General features: G+C 41.7%; 18 protein-coding genes. 14 read left to right on the top strand and 4 right to left on the bottom strand.

Annotation, left to right across the window (positions count from 1 at the left end):
* The first annotated feature begins 83 nt into the window (after window positions 1-83).
* Window positions 84-611, top strand: coding sequence for a hypothetical protein (locus BUC17_RS01585; protein WP_073360788.1), 528 nt, complete (start codon window positions 84-86; stop codon window positions 609-611).
* Here BUC17_RS01585 and BUC17_RS01580 read toward each other — a convergent pair.
* A complete protein-coding gene (locus tag BUC17_RS01580; protein ID WP_073360785.1) occupies window positions 608-961 on the bottom strand; it encodes a hypothetical protein in 354 nt (117 codons plus the stop codon). The two genes, BUC17_RS01585 and BUC17_RS01580, sit on opposite strands and share 4 nt — an antisense overlap.
* 3 nt (window positions 962-964) lie before the next feature.
* Complete coding sequence (locus tag BUC17_RS01575; protein WP_073360783.1) at window positions 965-1,939, bottom strand: polyprenyl synthetase family protein; 975 nt, start codon at window positions 1,937-1,939, stop codon at window positions 965-967.
* 160 nt (window positions 1,940-2,099) lie between these two features.
* Here BUC17_RS01575 and BUC17_RS01570 point away from each other — a divergent pair, with 160 nt between their 5' ends.
* From BUC17_RS01570 to BUC17_RS01545, 6 genes are all read left to right on the top strand, one after another.
* A complete protein-coding gene (locus BUC17_RS01570; RefSeq protein WP_073360780.1) occupies window positions 2,100-3,374 on the top strand; it encodes an NAD(P)/FAD-dependent oxidoreductase in 1,275 nt (424 codons plus the stop codon).
* Between the two features lie 87 nt (window positions 3,375-3,461).
* On the top strand, window positions 3,462-3,968 hold the full coding sequence (locus BUC17_RS01565) for a YceI family protein (RefSeq protein ID WP_073360777.1): 507 nt from the start codon (window positions 3,462-3,464) through the stop codon (window positions 3,966-3,968).
* A 9-nt stretch (window positions 3,969-3,977) separates the two neighbouring features.
* The gene (locus BUC17_RS01560) at window positions 3,978-4,571 is read left to right on the top strand and encodes a TetR/AcrR family transcriptional regulator (RefSeq protein ID WP_073360774.1); all 594 of its coding nucleotides are present in this window, start codon (window positions 3,978-3,980) and stop codon (window positions 4,569-4,571) included.
* Window positions 4,572-4,582: 11 nt separating this feature from the next.
* Window positions 4,583-5,923 carry a TolC family protein gene (locus BUC17_RS01555; protein ID WP_073360771.1) on the top strand — a complete coding sequence of 447 codons (1,341 nt, stop codon included), beginning with the start codon at window positions 4,583-4,585 and terminating at the stop codon, window positions 5,921-5,923.
* A gap of 15 nt (window positions 5,924-5,938) precedes the next feature.
* Window positions 5,939-7,084 (top strand): efflux RND transporter periplasmic adaptor subunit, encoded by a 1,146-nt coding sequence (locus tag BUC17_RS01550; protein WP_073360768.1) that lies wholly within the window; start codon window positions 5,939-5,941, stop codon window positions 7,082-7,084.
* 30 nt (window positions 7,085-7,114) lie between these two features.
* A complete protein-coding gene (locus BUC17_RS01545) occupies window positions 7,115-10,582 on the top strand; it encodes an efflux RND transporter permease subunit (protein WP_073360766.1) in 3,468 nt (1,155 codons plus the stop codon).
* Window positions 10,583-10,634: 52 nt separating this feature from the next.
* Here BUC17_RS01545 and BUC17_RS01540 read toward each other — a convergent pair whose 3' ends face one another.
* Both BUC17_RS01540 and BUC17_RS01535 read right to left on the bottom strand, forming a co-directional pair.
* Window positions 10,635-10,982, bottom strand: a complete 348-nt coding sequence (locus BUC17_RS01540) for a toxin-antitoxin system YwqK family antitoxin (RefSeq protein WP_073360763.1) — start codon at window positions 10,980-10,982, stop codon at window positions 10,635-10,637.
* 176 nt (window positions 10,983-11,158) lie between these two features.
* Complete coding sequence (locus BUC17_RS01535) at window positions 11,159-12,151, bottom strand: TlpA family protein disulfide reductase (RefSeq protein ID WP_073360760.1); 993 nt, start codon at window positions 12,149-12,151, stop codon at window positions 11,159-11,161.
* Window positions 12,152-12,350: 199 nt separating this feature from the next.
* Between BUC17_RS01535 and aspS the strand changes: the two genes are divergently transcribed.
* From aspS to BUC17_RS01500, 7 genes are all read left to right on the top strand, one after another.
* Window positions 12,351-14,096, top strand: coding sequence for an aspartate--tRNA ligase (gene aspS, locus BUC17_RS01530; RefSeq protein WP_073361192.1), 1,746 nt, complete (start codon window positions 12,351-12,353; stop codon window positions 14,094-14,096).
* Window positions 14,097-14,313: 217 nt separating this feature from the next.
* Entirely contained in the window at window positions 14,314-14,514 is a 201-nt protein-coding gene (locus tag BUC17_RS01525) for a cold-shock protein (protein ID WP_073361190.1), read from the top strand.
* Window positions 14,515-14,713: 199 nt separating this feature from the next.
* Window positions 14,714-15,079 (top strand): NADH-quinone oxidoreductase subunit A, encoded by a 366-nt coding sequence (locus BUC17_RS01520; protein ID WP_073360757.1) that lies wholly within the window; start codon window positions 14,714-14,716, stop codon window positions 15,077-15,079.
* Window positions 15,080-15,091: 12 nt separating this feature from the next.
* Window positions 15,092-15,637: an NADH-quinone oxidoreductase subunit B gene (locus BUC17_RS01515; RefSeq protein WP_073360754.1), complete on the top strand. Its 546-nt coding sequence runs from the start codon at window positions 15,092-15,094 to the stop codon at window positions 15,635-15,637.
* Between the two features lie 2 nt (window positions 15,638-15,639).
* Window positions 15,640-16,158 (top strand): NADH-quinone oxidoreductase subunit C, encoded by a 519-nt coding sequence (locus tag BUC17_RS01510; RefSeq protein ID WP_073360752.1) that lies wholly within the window; start codon window positions 15,640-15,642, stop codon window positions 16,156-16,158.
* Between the two features lie 18 nt (window positions 16,159-16,176).
* Complete coding sequence (locus BUC17_RS01505; RefSeq protein ID WP_073360749.1) at window positions 16,177-17,412, top strand: NADH-quinone oxidoreductase subunit D; 1,236 nt, start codon at window positions 16,177-16,179, stop codon at window positions 17,410-17,412.
* Between the two features lie 4 nt (window positions 17,413-17,416).
* Complete coding sequence (locus tag BUC17_RS01500) at window positions 17,417-17,947, top strand: complex I 24 kDa subunit family protein (RefSeq protein ID WP_073360747.1); 531 nt, start codon at window positions 17,417-17,419, stop codon at window positions 17,945-17,947.

Genomic DNA, 17,947 nt, shown 5'->3' with positions numbered 1-17,947 from the left:
AATTAGGGCAAAAGTATGACATTTATAACAATCTTTCAATGTTTTTACTACATTTATGTCGCTAAATAAATATATACCAAAACATGCGAAATAAAGTTGCTAAATTTTTAACAAAACCTTTACAAATACTACTGTTTTTAACGCTAACTGTTTCAGGTTTTGCACAGGATAAAACGCCCTCTAAATTCTGGGATAAGGTGCAGTTTGGCGGTGGATTTGGATTGGCGATTGGAAGTGGATTTTCGAGTTTTTCGGTGGCCCCAACGGCCCTGTATAACTTTAACAATTATTTAGCAACGGGTGTCGGCCTTCAGTATAGTAGTTTGCGGGAGAGAAATAACTTTTCTTCACAAATGTATGGCGTCACTTGGATTGGCTTAGTGAACCCCATTGAAGAGGTGCAAATTTCTTTAGAGCTGGAGCAATTACGGGTCAATTTGAAGTCCGATTTCAACAACCTATCCGACAACTTCTGGAACACGGGTTTGTTCTTGGGGGCTGGGTACCGTGTGGATGGAGTGACTATCGGATTTCGGTACAATGTGTTATTTCGTGCCGATCAAGGCGTGTATGGAGATGCCTTTATGCCTTTTGTGCGGGCGTTTTTTTAGTAATGCGCCCGAAACCACACTTTCATCCATTCGCGACGTAAAACCAAATACGCAATTTGCTCGGCCAATACGGCGGTGTCGGCACCATCGAGTTGCTTGAGGTTATCCTCGGGAACGTCAATGATGTACAACAGATTCAGAAGTTCGGCATAGCGGTGTTGAAGGAGTCGATAGATTTTTTCGTGCAATTGAATTTTTAGCTCCTCAGGCGACGTTGAAGGATGAAAATCGACGGGTTCGTTGGCCAAATTAAAATCTTTGTTGATTTGCTCCAGCAACTTCCCGTAGAGTTGAATGGATTCTGCTTCATGCAGCAATTGGTCGGTAGTGGCAGGAGCTTGAAAGGTCATGAATTACACGTTTCGATTCATCAATTTTTCCCCAAAAGCGCGCAACATGGCTTTCTTGTCTTCGTGGATATCCATCAGCGCCAGTGTTTCAAAAGATTTGAACGTGAAGTTTTTAATAGCCTCTTGCGTAGCCGCAGCAGCCCCAGTACTGACAAACAATTCCTTTACCGAATGGATTTTATCCGTATTATCCGCGGGTTGAATCGAAAAAAGATGCGCCAATTGCTCGCGTTCGCTGGGCGAAGCAAACTCCAGCGCTTTCAAATAGAGGTAGGTTTTTTTATTTTCTATAATGTCACCTCCAACTTGTTTTCCGAAGGTGGCGGGATCCCCAAAAGCATCCAAATAATCGTCTTGCAATTGAAACGCGATGCCTAAATTTCGACCAAAATCATAAATCAAATTGGCATTTTCGGCAGAAGTTCCCGCCACGATCGCCCCCATTTTCAGGGCGGCACCAACGAGTACCGCAGTTTTGTATTCAATCATTTTCAAATACGCATCCAACGTCACATCATCACGGGTTTCAAAATCAACATCGTATTGCTGTCCTTCGCAGACTTCAATGGCTGTTTTGCTAAACAATTTAGCCAACTCACGGAAAACCTCAGGTTCGTATTCTTCAAAATGTTGGTACGCTAAAATCAGCATAGCATCCCCAGAAAGAATACCCGTATTGATATTCCATTTTTCATGTACCGTTTCATTCCCACGACGCAGCGGTGCATCGTCCATAATATCATCGTGTACCAATGAAAAATTATGAAAAACCTCAACCGCAGTAGCGGCCGCCAACGCTTTTTTACAATCGCCATCAAATACATCCGTAGCCATCAAGGTGAGTACGGGGCGCATGCGTTTTCCGCCAAGCGATAAAATGTATTGAATAGGTTCGTATAAATTGCGAGGTTCTTTGATGACGGCAAGCGATTCAAAATAGTCGGCAATCAATTGTTGGTAAGAAGCGAGCGGCTGCATAAAATATAAATTACTCCCGACAAAGCTAATGAATTTCAAAGCGATTCCTTCTACTCCACTTCAATTTCGAGCGTGTTAAATTAGCGTTAAGAACACGGAAACTATTTTAGTATTAAAAGTTTCCTCTTTACTTTTGTGCCGAATTTTAAATCGCCTACCCATGAAAAAGCATGTGGTTATTGTGGGCGGTGGCTTTGCGGGAATGAATGTTGCCCGCCAATTGGCCAACCATCCGCACCTTGACATCACCCTTGTAGATAAAAACAATTACAATTTTTTTCCACCCCTTTTGTACCAAGTGGCCACGGGATTTTTGGAGATTTCTTCTATCAGTTATCCTTTCCGAAAAATGTTTTCAGGAACACGGAACTTGAAATTTTGGATGGGCGAATTGCAATCCATTGCTTGGGAGAAAAATACAATCAACTTAAATAACGGAAGTCTATCGTATGATTACCTGGTCTTGGCCACGGGAACAACAACCAATTTTTTTGGAATGGAAAATGTGCAACGTCATGCCATTCCAATGAAAACCTTAGAAGAAGCCTTAATCATGCGCAATTTGATGTTGCAACGGATCGAAAAAGCGGCCAACAGTCAGGACCCGCAAGAGCAACGTGAATTAATGACGATTGTGGTGACCGGCGGGGGACCGACAGGTGTGGAATTGTCGGGAATGTTTGCCGAAATGAGCAAAACCATTATCGCACAAGAATATCCCGAATTGGCGCATTTAACTCCTTCCAAAATTTACCTTATTGACGGGGGTTCGGAATTACTTTCTCCGATGAGTCCCCAAGCCCAAAAAGCCACCTTACAAGCCATCCAAGAATTGGGGGTTGAAGTGCGTTTAAACAGCCATGTGGTGGATTATGATGGGGAAACCGTAAGCTTGCGCGATGGCAGTACCCTTCGAGCGCGAAACCTGATTTGGGCTGCGGGTGTCACTGCCCGTCGTTTTGAAGGGTTGGATGAAAAAAGTTACGGTCGAGGAAACCGCTTGCGCGTGAATGCCTATCACATGGTGGAAGGTACCTCCAATGTGTATGCGCTTGGCGATACCGCTTTGATGGAAACCGATCCCGATTTCCCGAACGGCCATCCTCAAGTGGCTCAAGTCGCCATGCAACAAGGATGCAACTTTGCAAAAAATATTGTGCGCGAACTTAAAAACCAACCTCCAATTCCTTTTCATTACAACGATAAAGGTTCGATGGCCATCATTGGACGCAATAAGGCGGTGGTCGACTTGGTTCGTCCCAACTGGCATTTCAGTGGATTCTTGGCTTGGCTCACCTGGTTGTTGGTGCATTTGATGTCGCTGTCCATGCCGCGTAACAAAGTAAACACGCTCTACCATTGGGCTTTGGCGTATTTCAGTCGCAATTCCTCATTGCGGATGATCATTCGCCCCGACCGAACAAAAACTCCCTAGTGAAATGTTAATTTTCAGTTAAGAACAAGGAAACTATTTTAGTATTTAAAGTTTCCTATCTACTTTTGAACCGTTAAAAAAACTATCATGCATCCGAATACCCATTGGACCCTAGACCCAGAAGCTTCTGCAGTGGTGTTGAAACCCGCCCGCCGAGTGCGTCGGTACATCAACAGCACTTTACAGTCAGGAACAGGCTCTATCGTTTTGAACGCTAAAGAACTAACCGATGCGCAACTCGAATTTGATTTAGACCTTTCGGCGACCTCCGCTAAGGGAACCATCGCTTCGCATACGTCACCGCGTATCAGTTTTAAATCCTTGTCGTTTCAAAAAATTAATCCCAACATCAATTTTATCAAAGGCATTCTTACCCTTAACAATGTAAGTCGTATCGTGGAATTGGAATTAGTGCTCACCGATTTGACGCAAGAAAACGATGGGGAGAAAGCGTCATTTGAAATATATGGCATTTTGAATAAACGTGAATTTGGGTGGAACAACAACGGCCCGATTCTTATCGATGGGTATCCGTTGGGACAAAATTTAACCTTAACGGCTCACATTGAATTTAAACACTATGCTGTCGCTTAATCGAATATCATGAAAGAGAAAATCATCAAAAAAGCAACCGAAATGTTTTTGAAGTTGGGCTTCAAAAGTGTTACTATGGATGACATTGCTTGTGAAATGTGTATTTCAAAAAAAACGATTTACAAGTATTTCAGCAACAAAGAAAAATTAATCGAGGAAGGTACCGAAGTCGTGCATCAAAAAATTCACATGCTCATGGATGAAGTGGTCGCTCAAAACCACAATGCCATCGCTGAAAACTTTGAAATCCGCAAGATGTTTAAAGAAATGTTTCAATCGTTTGATCATTCGCCAGCCTATCAATTGAAAAAACATTATCCTGAAATCTATGAAAAGATGATGGCCAATGAAATTCAAGATTGCAGTCAACTTTTTACCCAAAACATTGAAAAAGGAATCGCCGAAGGATTGTATCGCCCAGAGGTTGACATTGCTGCTGCTGTACAATTTTATTATACGCTAATTTTTTCCATCAATGAAAACACCTTATACGAAAAAGATGCTTCTGAATTGGAGGCCAAAGCGCTTGAATACCACACCCGAGCCATAGCCACGCCTGCTGGTTTGGAAGAATTAGAAAGACAATTAACCCTACATACTTAATCATCAATCCAATGAAAACCAAAATCTTTGCAGTCTTACTGCTGCTCCCTGTGCTGCTGAAGGCACAAGAACAGCCTCAAGCGTATGCCTTTACGCTGAAGGAGGCGATAGATCATGCCATCCAATACAACTATTCGGCCATCAATGCCAATCGTGATGTAGAAGCGGCGAAAAAGAAAAAATGGGAAACCACAACTATGGGATTACCCCAAATCAATGGAAATGTGAGTTACCAAGACAACTTTCGCCTCCAACAATCGTTGATTCCTGCTGAGTTTTTTGGCGGACAACCCGGCGAATTTATTCCAGTAGCTTTTGGAACAAAACACAATATGAATGCCGTGGTGACTTTATCACAATTGCTCTTTGACGGTTCCTACCTGGTGGGCTTACAATCGGCGAAGACCTATTTGAAAATATCCGAAAATGCCAAAGTCAAAACCAATCGCGAATTGCGGGAAATTGTAACCACAACCTACGGAAATGTGCTTTTGGCCGATGAGAGTATTCTTATTTTCGATCGCAACAAAGCGGCTTTAGAGAAAACCCTTTCAGACACTCGGGAAATCTATAAAAACGGTTTTGCCGAAGAAGAAAGTGTCGAACAACTTCAGATTACGTTGGCCTCGGTAAACAGTGCCTTAGAAAATGTAAAACGTCAGAAACGAATTGCATTGGACATGTTGAAACTTGTTTTGGGCATCAACCTCGAAGACCAATTAACCCTGAAAGACAAGCTTGAATTTTTGACCCAAACCAATATGGATTTGGCCATTTTGAAAGAACAATTTGAAGTCAAAAACAACATCGATTATCAAATTGGACAAAACACCTTGACCAGTTCGGAATTGTTGTTAAAACTCGAGAAAAGTAAAGCCTTACCCTCTTTGGGAGCACAAGTCAACTTTGGTGCGAATACCTTTGGCAACCGTTTTACCATGTTCAACAGCGACCAATTATGGTTTAATTATTCCAATGTAGGATTGGGATTAACCGTGCCAATCTTTAGTAGTTTGGGGCGAAGTGCTCGTACACAACAAGCAAAAATTGCTGTAGAACAATCGAAAACCCGTTTGACCGAGTTGGAACAAACCTTGAAACTTCAATTTGAAAAAGCCAAAAGCGATTATGAATTCTCTTTGGAGCAATTGGGCACGTCCAAAAACAGCATGAATTTGGCAGAGCGCATTGAATCCAAAAATCAAATCAAATTCAAAGAGGGGTTGACCTCAAGTTTTGATTTGACCGATGCGCAGCGTCAATTGTACAGCGCACAACAATCGTATTTGCAAGCTATGGTCGATGTCATCACCAAACGTGCAGCCTTAGAAAAATTACTCAGTAAAAACTAAATAAACTTTCCTTTCATGAAAAAATATATCACCCTCGTACTGACCACTGCCCTTTTGATTTCTTGTGGTCAAAAAGAAGCATCATCCGCTTCGATTGACGCCTTAATTGAAGGCAAAAAAGTAACCGAATTACAAGCAAAAAAATCGCAACTACAAGCGGATATCAACAAGATCGATGCCGCCTTGAGCGCCTTAAATGTCAAAGTGGATGAAGCATTGGTAGGCATTGCCACGGTAAAAGACACTCTTTTTACCCATTATCTTGAAGTGCAAGGAAATGTTGACACCAAAGAAAACATCCTTATTCAACCGGAATTCAGCGGTACGCTAATCGCCTTGAATGTCAAAGCAGGGCAGCAAGTGAGTAAAGGACAAATCTTGGGACGCGTTGACGATGCTGGATTAAGTCAGCAATTGGCGAGTTTAGAAAACCAATACGCTTTGGCCAAAACCAATTTCGACCGTCAAAAAAACCTTTGGGACAAGAAAATTGGTTCTGAAATGCAATACTTACAAGCGCAAACCAACATGGTAACAGCCCAAAAAGGGGTCGCACAATTAAAAGCACAATTGGCCAAAACCATTATTCGTGCGCCTTTCACGGGAACCATCGATGAAGTATATGTTGAAAAAGGACAAGTGGTGGGTCCAGGCTCCCCACAAGGATTGATGCGTATTGTCAATGTAAGCAATATGTATGTGTCAACTACAGTTCCAGAAACGTATGTAGGCAAATTAAAAGTGGGGACTGAAGTAGATGTATTGCTCACCTCCATTGGGAAAATGTACAAAGGAAAAGTGCGTCAAGTGGGTAAATTTATCAACCCCAGCAACCGTAGCTTTGGCATTGAGGTAAGTGTTCCCAACCCCCAAGGATTGTTGCGTCCGAATCAGGTAGCCAAATTGCGTATCATCGATTACACCAACAAAAATGCGGTGGTTGTACCTTCGAACGTGATTCAAAAAGATGCCGATGGAAACAGCTATGTCTATACAGTGATTGATCGGGATGGAAAAACAGGTAAAGCCAAGAAAACCATCGTGAAAACAGGACAATCTTCTGATAATTTGACCGAAATTCTCGAAGGCGTTAGCGCTGATGATGTGATTGTCACCGATGGAGTAAACACAATTTCAGAAGGAATGAAGTTGAATTTTTAATAAAGATAAAACCATCTCATAACAACAAACATGAGCAAACATAACAAAGAATTTAGCATATCCAGTTGGGCGGTAGACAATCGCGTAACGGTTTACATTCTCACCTTTATCATCGTGGTGGCTGGAATCTACTCGTACATTACGATGCCGCGGGAGGATTTTCCAGAAATTATTGAAAACAAGGTCTATATTTCGTCGGTTTTCCCAGGGAACTCGGCCGAAGATGTGGAAAAATTGGTCATCAAACCCTTGGAAAAAGAGTTTAAAAACATCAGTGGAGTAAACAAAATCACCTCGAGCTCTTTTCAAGATTACGGAATGATTATTGTCGAATTTGACGATAAGATTGGCATTGAATTGGCCAAACAAAAAATCAAAGACAAAGTAGACAATGCCAAAGCCGATACCGATTGGCCGAACCTTGACAACGGAAGTAAGGTAGAACCGAATGTTTTTGAATTGAACATTTCAGAAGAAGTGCCAATTTTAAACATCAACCTGAAAGGAGATTATACCGCACAACAATTGAAAAAGTTTGGGGAAAAACTTCAAGATGACATCGAAGAAGTCCCCGAAGTTAAAAAGGTGGAGATTTTAGGGGTTGACGATAAAGAAGTGGAAATTGCGGTTGACATTTTCAAAATGACAGCAGCCCAAGTGAGCTTTGACGATATTCAAAGTACGGTCCGCAATGAAAACATGACCCTTTCAGGAGGGAACTTAATTTCGCAAGGGTCGCGCAACAACATTCGCATCATCGGAGAAATGAAAGACCCCGCCGAACTGAATGATATTATTGTAAAATCATTTGGCGGTTCGGTCTACCTAAAAGATATTGCTACCATTCGTTTTAAAGAAAAAGAGCGCACCACCTATGCCCGCGAAAAAGGGAAAGAAGTCGTAATGCTGAACGTGAAAAAACGCTCGGGCGAAAATATGATTTCGGCCATTGAACAAGCCCGTGAAAAAGTATCGGAAGCGCAAGCCAATTATTTGCCCAAAAATTTAACCATTGAGTTAACCAGCGACCAATCGTCTCGCGTTGAACACCAAGTAGATGAATTGTCCAACCACATCATTTTTGGAATCATCTTGGTAATGTTGGTGTTGATGTTTACCATGGGCTTACGTAACTCACTTTTCGTTGGGGCTGCCATTCCACTTTCCATGTTTATTGCCTTTGCCTTGTTGGCCTCGATGGGTAAAACCTTAAATACGATGGTACTTTTCGGTTTGGTTATGGGACTCGGAATGCTCGTTGATGACGGAATCGTAGTGGTCGATAACGTGTTTGCCAATATGAAAAAAGGAATGTCGCGCATTCAAGCCTCCAAATTGGGTATTGGCGAAATTGCATGGCCGGTAATCTCTTCAACAGCGACTACCCTGATGGCGTTTTTGCCTTTTGCCTTGTGGCCAGGCACGATGGGTAAATTTATGATTTACTTCCCGCTAACGCTATCGGTAACCTTGGGCGCCTCGTTATTTGTCGCGATGGTAGTCAATGCCGCCATGACAGGAGGTTCGATGGACATTGAAGACCGAAATATCAAACGAAAAGGATTGAAACGCAACTCCATCTTTATCGGATTGGGTGCTGTGATTTTCCTTATTGCAGGCTATACCACAGGAAGTGTATTCTTGAAATCAATGGGACACATTGCGGTCTTGGTATTGGGGATGATGTGGGCCTACCATTTGAAAATTTACCAATGGACACAAGATTTTCAGCACAGCTTCTTTCCTCGAATGGAAGAAAAATACAAAGTGTTTTTGGCAAAAATCCTCACCGGGAAACGCGCTTGGTATGCTTTTTTTGGAATCATTGGTATGTTGGTATTGTCGTTTGTGTTGTTGGGAATTTTCCCACGGAAAGTATTGTTCTTCCCCGATAATATTCCCAATCAAGTCATTACTTATATTGAATACCCACAAGGAACCGATATTGAGAAAACCAATAAAGCAACGCTATTTGTTGAAAAACAAATCATCGGTATTCTCAGCAAATACGTAGACACCCAAGAGAAGAAAAACTTCTTGGCCGAATCCATCGTATCGCAAGTGGGTGTTGGTGCTGGAAATCCGAATGTAGATGCGGGTTCTGCCAACGAAACGCCCTACAAAGGAAAAGTAACCGTCAACTTTAGGGAGTTTAAATTTCGTCGGGGCATTAATACGGCCGATTTATTGGAGGAAATTCGTCGCTCGGTGAAAGGAATTCCGGGGGCAACGGTTACGGTTGAAAAAGATTCCAACGGACCTCCAGCAGGATACCCAATCAGTTTGGAACTTCGAGGCGAAGATTATGAAGCCATGCTTGCCGAAGCGCAAAAAATCATTGCCTACCTCAATGCTAAAAATATTGAAGGGATTGAAAAACTTCAAGTTGACATCAACAAAGACAGTCCCGAACTTGAAGTGAACGTCGATCGTGCCAACGCAGGAAGTTTGGGTATTTCAACCGGTCAACTCGGATTTACCTTACGTCGTTCGGTGTATGGTCAAGAAATTTCAACCTACAAAGAGGGCGACGATGACTACAATATTGTCATGCGAATGCAAGAAGACCAACGAAAAAATGAAAATATTTTATTCAATCAATCGTTGACCTTCCGCAATCCAAACAACGGTCAAATCATGCAGGTGCCCATTTCGGCGGTTTCAGATACTAAGAAAACAAACACCTTCAACATGATTAAGCGCAAAAATCACAAGCGCGTCATGACCATTTATTCTAATGTGTTGACCGGATACAATGCCGATGCCATCACCAAAGACATTGCCCAACAATTGGAAGGCTATCCCTTTCCTAAAGACATTAATTATGGCTTCTCGGGCGTGCAAGAGGAACAAGGCAAAAACCAAGCGTTTTTAAATATTGCCTTCTTGTTGGCTATTGCGGGAATCACGTTGATTATCGTATTACAGTTCAACTCCATCTCCAAAACCATGGTCATCTTGTTTACCGTATTGCTCAGTTTTAGCGGTGTATTCTATGGCTATGTCATTGCTAATATGGATTTCGTTATCCTGATGACTATGATGGGAATCATTTCGCTGGCAGGGATTGTAGTAAAAAATGGTATCGTACTTATGGACTTCTTCGTGTTGTTGATGGATCGAAAAGTGGAGGAAAAAGGAGTGGAAAGTCACGACGATTTAACCTTAGACGAAATCAAAGAAGTCATTGTAGAATCGGGTAAATCACGTCTACGTCCTGTATTGTTAACGGCGCTAACCGCTGTATTGGGGTTAATTCCGCTCGCAATTGGATTGAATTTCAATTTCTTTACGTTGATTACAGAATTGAATCCGCATATTTTTATTGGAGGTGATAACGTGATTTTCTGGGGGCCATTGGCGTGGACCATCATTTTCGGACTCACCTATGCGACGATTCTTACCTTAGTCATTGTACCCGTGATGTTCTTCTTAGTGAAACGCATCAAATACCGTTTGCGTGATCGAAGAAAAGCACGCTTGGAAGCGGAAGCATAAAAAAAGGGACGTTCAAATAGAACGTCCCTTTTTTTTGAATCAATATCCTTTATTAATTTTTGTCGGCAACCGCCTCACGACTCCAGACTTTCACTTCGGCAATAGCGCCTTGTGAGTAATCTACTTCCGATAGATTGCGCTCATTCCAGAAGAACCATTTTCCGGTTTTCTCACCTTGGGTATATTCTGCAATTGCAATTTTATTTCCCGTTTGATCGTAAGAAATCCATTTTCCTTCTAATTTACCGTCTTTGAAGAAGCCTTCTTGTTGTACTTTTCCATCTTCATAGTAATAGGTAGCTTTTACCATACCATTCACTTCCTCCAACACCGGTTGCTTTTGCTGCGCAGTAGCCAATCCACCGATTAACACAGCTGCCATTACGATATACTTTTTCATTTTCTAGTAGGTTTTTCAAATTATTGATACACAAATGTATCGAACTATTTTACACAAACCAAACATTCGCTTAACAATTTGGTAACATTAGGGAAAAATTTAACATTGGGCAGGAGTCAAAAAAAACGCCCGTGCTAGTGTTTACGGGCGTTTCAGAAGTTTATTCGTAAAACAGACTACAAAGGCAATTTGTCCAATATAGCGGTTAATTTTGGATCTGAAGGGCGATTTGCGTCGGCATTGACCACATTTCCTTGGGGATCGATGAGTAAAAATCGGGGAATTGAGGTTACACCAAAATGCTTCATGAAATCGGACTCCCAATTTTTATCGGCAAATAATTGTGTGCCTCCTAATTGCTTCTCGGCCACAAACTTTTTCCATTTTTCAAAATCCTTATCCACATCAACAGATATACTCACAAAGGCAATTTTTTTCCCATGATACTTGGCTTCGGTTTGTTTCAACGCCGGAATTTCCGCGCGACAGGGACCGCACCACGTTGCCCAAATGTCGATGTATACATATTGTCCTTTGAAATCCTCCAACTTCACCTTTTTACCCGTCACATCGACGTATTCAAAGTTTGGCGCTTTGGTTCCATTCATTTTGGACTTGGCTTTCGACTCTTTAAAATACATCTTCAGTTGCATCAACTCTTGCACCGCCATTAACTTCACATTCGACACAAATTTGGGGTCAAACGTGCCTGCTTCCAATTTTTGATAAATGGCATTTTTTTGCTGTTCACAAAACTGATTGACGGCTTCATCGGTTTCCAATTTCATAAATTCAGCTTCCACAGTTGCATCTTGACGGGTTTTGTCGGCCAAGAAATTATTTTCAGGCGCTCCTTTACCGCTGAATTTTAGCGTGGCATCAAACGCTTTTGCATCCAATTGAGCGGTTAAATCAAACCCGTTTTTCAAAAACAAGCGAGCGTATTCAGCACCATCAAACAAAAAATACATCCCTTCGGCGACGCCAAAACGCGCCTCAAAGAATCCTTTGTCATTCACATTAATTTGCTGCACATCTTTACCCATACTGTTCTTGATGTACACCACATCGCCAATACGATTGGTAATTTCGAATTTCAACGCGACTTGGTCTTGCGCCCAAACCAACGTACTACACAAAACGGCTATGAAGCCTAGCATTTTTTTCATACAAAAAATAGTTATCGTCATTAATACCAACCAAAGGTAACGAAAAAAATGTGAGCGTATCGATTTTAACATCGGTTCACTTTGGGTTACCTACAACACGCTAAAGTTGTAATTTCCGATGCAGTTGTCGTGGCTTTTCGTTACTTTTGCAACCGAATTTTGAATGCAAAACAACGATTTCAATCAAATAGCAGGAAACATGTATAGAACACATACTTGTGGCGCCTTGAATGCAGCGCACGTAGGACAAGAAGTTACTTTGGCAGGATGGGTACAAAAAACCCGCGACAAAGGATTTTTGATTTGGGCCGATTTACGCGATCGCTACGGGATTACGCAACTAATTTTTGATGAGCAACGCACGGTGGCTCAAGTGTTTCAACAAGCCAAATCACTGGGACGCGAATATGTGATTCAAGTAAAAGGAACCGTCATTGAACGGGAATCCAAAAACCCAAATATGCCTACGGGTGATATCGAAATTTTGGTTGCAGAACTTACGATTTTAAATGAAGCGCAACTTCCGCCTTTCACCATTGAAGATGAAACCGACGGAGGTGAAGATTTACGCATGAAGTACCGGTATTTAGATATTCGCCGAAATCCTGTAAAAAATGCGTTGTTGTTTCGCCACAAGGTCGCTATGGAAGTTCGAAACTATTTATCTAGTTTGGATTTTTGTGAAATTGAAACCCCTTATTTGATCAAGTCAACTCCCGAAGGCGCACGTGATTTTGTGGTTCCTAGTCGCATGAACGAAGGACAGTTTTATGCCTTACCACAGTCGCCACAAACGTTTAAGCAATTGTTAATGGTAGGCGGTATGGATAAGTATTTTCAAATTGTAAAATGCTTCCGCGATGAGGATTTGCGTGCCGACCGTCAGCCCGAGTTTACGCAGATTGACTGTGAAATGGCCTTTGTGGAACAAGAAGATATTTTACATGTATTTGAAGGATTGACCCGTCACTTACTAAAAACCTTAAAAGGCATAGAAGTGGCTGAATTTCCGCGCATGACCTACGAGTATGCCATGAAAACCTATGGAAATGACAAGCCCGATATTCGTTTTGATATGAAATTTGGCGAACTCAATGCGGTGGCGCAACACAAAGATTTTGGAGTTTTCAATGCGGCCGAATTGGTCGTAGGAATTGCTGTACCGGGTTGTGCAGGCTATTCCCGAAAAGAAATCGATGCGCTGATTGATTGGGTTAAACGACCCCAAATTGGAGCACAAGGCATGGTTTATGTCAAATACGAAACCGACGGTACATTAAAATCGTCTGTAGATAAATTTTATGATCAAACCGATTTAAAAAAATGGGCAGAAGCCACCCAAGCGCAACCTGGTGATTTGATTTTGGTATTGTCGGGGGCAGCGCATAAAACACGTTCGCAGTTATCGGCTTTACGAATGGAAATGGCCACACGTTTAGGATTGCGTAAACCCGATGAATTTGCGCCGTTGTGGGTCGTTGATTTCCCGTTATTGGAATGGGATGAAGAAAGCGGGCGTTATCATGCCATGCACCATCCCTTTACTTCACCCAAGCCCGAAGACAAAGCGCTGTTACAAACCGATCCCGGAAAAGTGCGCGCCAATGCCTACGATATGGTGTTAAATGGAAACGAAATTGGCGGTGGATCCATTCGAATTCACGACAAGGCTTTACAAGCCGAAATGTTTTCGTTGTTAGGATTCACTAAAGAACAAGCAGAGGCTCAATTTGGTTTCTTGATGAATGCCTTCCAATTTGGCGCCCCTCCGCATGGTGGATTAGCCTTTGGTTTAGACCGATTGGTGGCCATTTTAGGGGGACAAGAAACGATCCGCGATTTCATTGCTTTCCCGAAAAACAATTCCGGTAGAGATGTGATGATTGACGCCCCGTCACCCATTGATGATGCACAATTAAGCGAACTTCATATTCGACTTGCCTAATTTTTAAGAGATTCCCGTTCAACGTAACGCAAGCGTGGTTTTTTAGCAACACTTGCGTTATTTTTTTGTCATTTTCACACAATTCAAAGCCGTTTATAAACACACTTTTCAATAGTAAAAATATTTTTTTGTAAAGTTTTTATTATTTTAACATTAAAAATTTGTGGTATCAAATTTTAAGTTTACCTTTAGCCGAATTAATTTATTACCCATTACAATGCAAACAGGAAAAGTGAAATTTTTCAATGAGTCTAAGGGATTTGGATTCATCGTAAATGACGAAACTGGGAAGGACATTTTTGTTCATGCTACCGGTTTAAAATCAGAAGGCTTAAAAGAAGGTGATCATGTGTCTTACGTTGAAGAAGACGGTCGCAAAGGAAAATTAGCCATTGACGTAGTAATTATTGAAAACTAAACATATAGATTTCAGATTACCGAATGAAAACACTCCCGAAACGGAGTGTTTTTTTTTGATGTAGGAGTGCTATTATTTAGAATAAATTTAAATAAACATTTTCGCTTGAATAATTCATAAAGGGGTCTTAACATCTTTGCGTTTTCAATATTGAGGCGTATATTTGTGGCTATTTTAAAAATGTTAAAAAACGAGTCGTATGCAGTCTACACAAACTGACTTTTTACCAATTTTAATTCAGGTTGGCATCGCTGTATCTTTTGTGGCGTTAACAATCATTGGTTCCAATTTTTTAGGACCCAAAAGACATTCCCAAAACAAAGACAAAAACTTCGAATGTGGTATTGAATCGATTGGTAATGCCCGTATCCCGTTTTCTGTAAAATATTTCTTGGTAGCCATCCTATTTGTTTTGTTTGACGTTGAAGTGATTTTTCTTTATCCTTGGGCGGTAAACTTCAAAGAATTAGGCTACGATGGTATGGTTAAAATGATTATTTTCATGTCCCTTCTTCTTGTAGGTTTCTTTTATATCATCAAAAAGAAAGCCTTGGAATGGGAATAAAACTTCTTTGCTATGGAAAATAATACACCCAAAATGGTAGCTCCACCAGAAGGAGTCACAGGCGAAGGATTTTTCGCAACTAAATTAAGTGATGTTGTCGGTTTAGCGCGTGCTAATTCCCTTTGGCCGTTGCCTTTTGCCACTTCATGTTGTGGTATTGAATTTATGGCTACCATGGCATCGCACTACGACTTGGCGCGTTTCGGTTCGGAGCGTGTAAGTTTCTCACCACGACAAGCTGATATGTTATTGGTGATGGGAACCATTTCCAAAAAAATGGCGCCGATATTACGTCAAGTATACGAACAAATGAGTGAGCCGCGCTGGGTTATTGCTGTGGGGGCTTGTGCCTCATCGGGAGGTGTTTTTGATACCTATTCGGTATTGCAAGGCATTGATAAAGTAATCCCAGTAGACGTTTATGTACCGGGGTGTCCTCCGCGACCCGAACAAATTGTACAAGGCGTTATGCAATTGCAAGACCTCGTGAAAAACGAATCAGTTCGTCGAAGAAATTCCCCCGAATACAAAGAATTATTAGCTTCCTACAACCTGTAATTATGGCTATAGAAACCGTTCACATTCAGGAAAAAGTCACCGGTCAATTTGGCGCACACGTGCGTTGCTTTGAAATGCAGCGTGACATTTTTTCGTTTGAAGCAGATGCTTCTGTTATCCATGAAGTGATTCGTTTTTTGAAAGAAGACGAAGAATTAAACTTCCATTTCCTTACTGACTTAGCAGGAGTACATTACCCCGACAACGATGATGACCATCAATTTGCAGTGGTTTATCAACTTCATAATTGGGTCGAAAACACGCGCATTCGTGTGCGAACCTATCTCAATCAAGATCCAGAAGTGGCTACGATCACCGATTTATTTTTGTGTGCCAATTGGATGGAACGAGAAGCGTATGACTTTTATGGCATAAACTTCCAAGGCCACCCGCAATTGAAACGCATCTTAAATATGGATGAAATGGTATCGTTTCCGATGCGTAAAGAATTCCCCATGGAAGACAGTGGACGCACCGACAAAGACGACCGATTCTTTGGGAGAACTCCCGCTAATTGTTAATGTAATTCACACTCATACATGTCCGATTTACTCTTACCTCCGGAACATCGATATGCCAAGATTATTGAAAGTCGTCGCAACGAAGACGGTAGCGAACTTTCAATTCTCAATTTGGGGCCAACACACCCCGCCACGCATGGTATTTTCCAAAACATTCTTTTAATGGATGGGGAACGCATTTTGGATGCCGAACCTACTGTAGGTTACATCCATCGTGCTTTTGAGAAAATTGCCGAAAATCGCGCTTTCTATCAAATCAATGTATTGACCGACCGCATGAATTACTGCTCCTCCCCCATCAACAACATGGCGTGGTGGATGACGGTTGAAAAACTTTTGAAAATTGAAGTTCCAAAACGAGCGCAATACCTACGTGTAATTGTGATGGAATTGGCGCGTATTGCCGACCATATCATTTGTAATTCTATTCTCGGTGTGGATACTGGAGCCTACACAGGTTTCCTTTATGTATTTCAATTCCGTGAAAAAATATATGAAATCTACGAAGAAATTTGTGGCGCACGATTAACGACCAACATGGGCCGTATTGGCGGTTTTGAACGCGATTGGTCGGAGGAAGCGTTCCGCAAACTCAATGTCTTCTTGGAAGAATTCCCCGTAGCTTGGAAAGAATTTGAAAACTTATTCGAACGCAACCGAATCTTCATCGACCGTACGGTAAATGTAGGTCCGATCACCGCTGAACGCGCCATGGAATACGGATTTACGGGTCCGAATCTCCGTGCTGCAGGAATTGACTACGATGTGCGTAAAGCCGCACCCTATTCTTCCTATGACGATTTCGACTTTGAAATTCCCGTAGGACAATCGGGCGATACGTACGATCGTTTTTGTGTTCGAAATGCAGAAGTTTGGGAAAGTTTGTCTATCATTCGTCAAGCCCTTGCCAAACTTCCTGAGGGACCCCATCACGCGGATGTACCTGACTACTATCTTCCTCCCAAAGATGAAGTATACAACAACATGGAAAGCTTAATCTACCATTTCAAAATTGTTATGGGAGAAGTTCCTGTTCCCGTGGAAGAAATTTACCATGCAGTTGAAGGGGGTAATGGTGAATTAGGTTTTTATTTAATTGCTGACGGTAGTCGTACTCCTTATCGTTTGAAATTCAGAAGACCTTGTTACATTTATTACCAAGCCTATCCTGAAATGATTAAAGGAGCCATGCTCTCGGATGCTATTGTGATCTTATCCAGTTTAAATGTAATTGCAGGCGAATTAGACGCTTAATCTTATGGAAAAACACCATTACACCCAAGAAATAAATATTACGGATGCCTTGATGGCCCGTATCAATGAGTTGGTGAGCCATTATCCTGCTGACAAAAAGAAGTCGGCACTGCTCCCGGTTTTGCATGAAGTCCAAGACGCTCATGACAACTGGTTGAGTATAGAACTCCAAAACAAAGTTGCCGAAATTTTGGAATTAAAACCTATTGAGGTCTATGAAGTGGTGACTTTTTACACCATGTTTAACCAAAGACCCGTAGGAAAATATATGTTGGAATTTTGTCAAACCTCGCCTTGCTGCCAACGCGGTGTGGAAGATTTGATGGATTATACGTGTCAAAAACTCAATGTAGGAATTGCCCAACCCACTACCGACGGCCTTTTTGAAGTGCGTGGCGTAGAATGTTTGGGAGCCTGTGGGTATGCCCCGATGTTGCAATTGGGCGATTACTATCACGAACATTTGACCAAAGAAAAAATTGATCAGCTCATTGACGACTGCAAAGCGGGTAATATAACTTTTTACGACAAATAG

Origin of the sequence: Flavobacterium fontis (genome assembly GCF_900129405.1) — a bacterium.
In the GTDB taxonomy this organism is placed as follows: Bacteria; Bacteroidota; Bacteroidia; order Flavobacteriales; family Flavobacteriaceae; genus Flavobacterium; species Flavobacterium fontis.
Note: the sequence above shows the minus strand (reverse complement) of the source record. Positions and strands in the feature narration are given on the sequence as shown.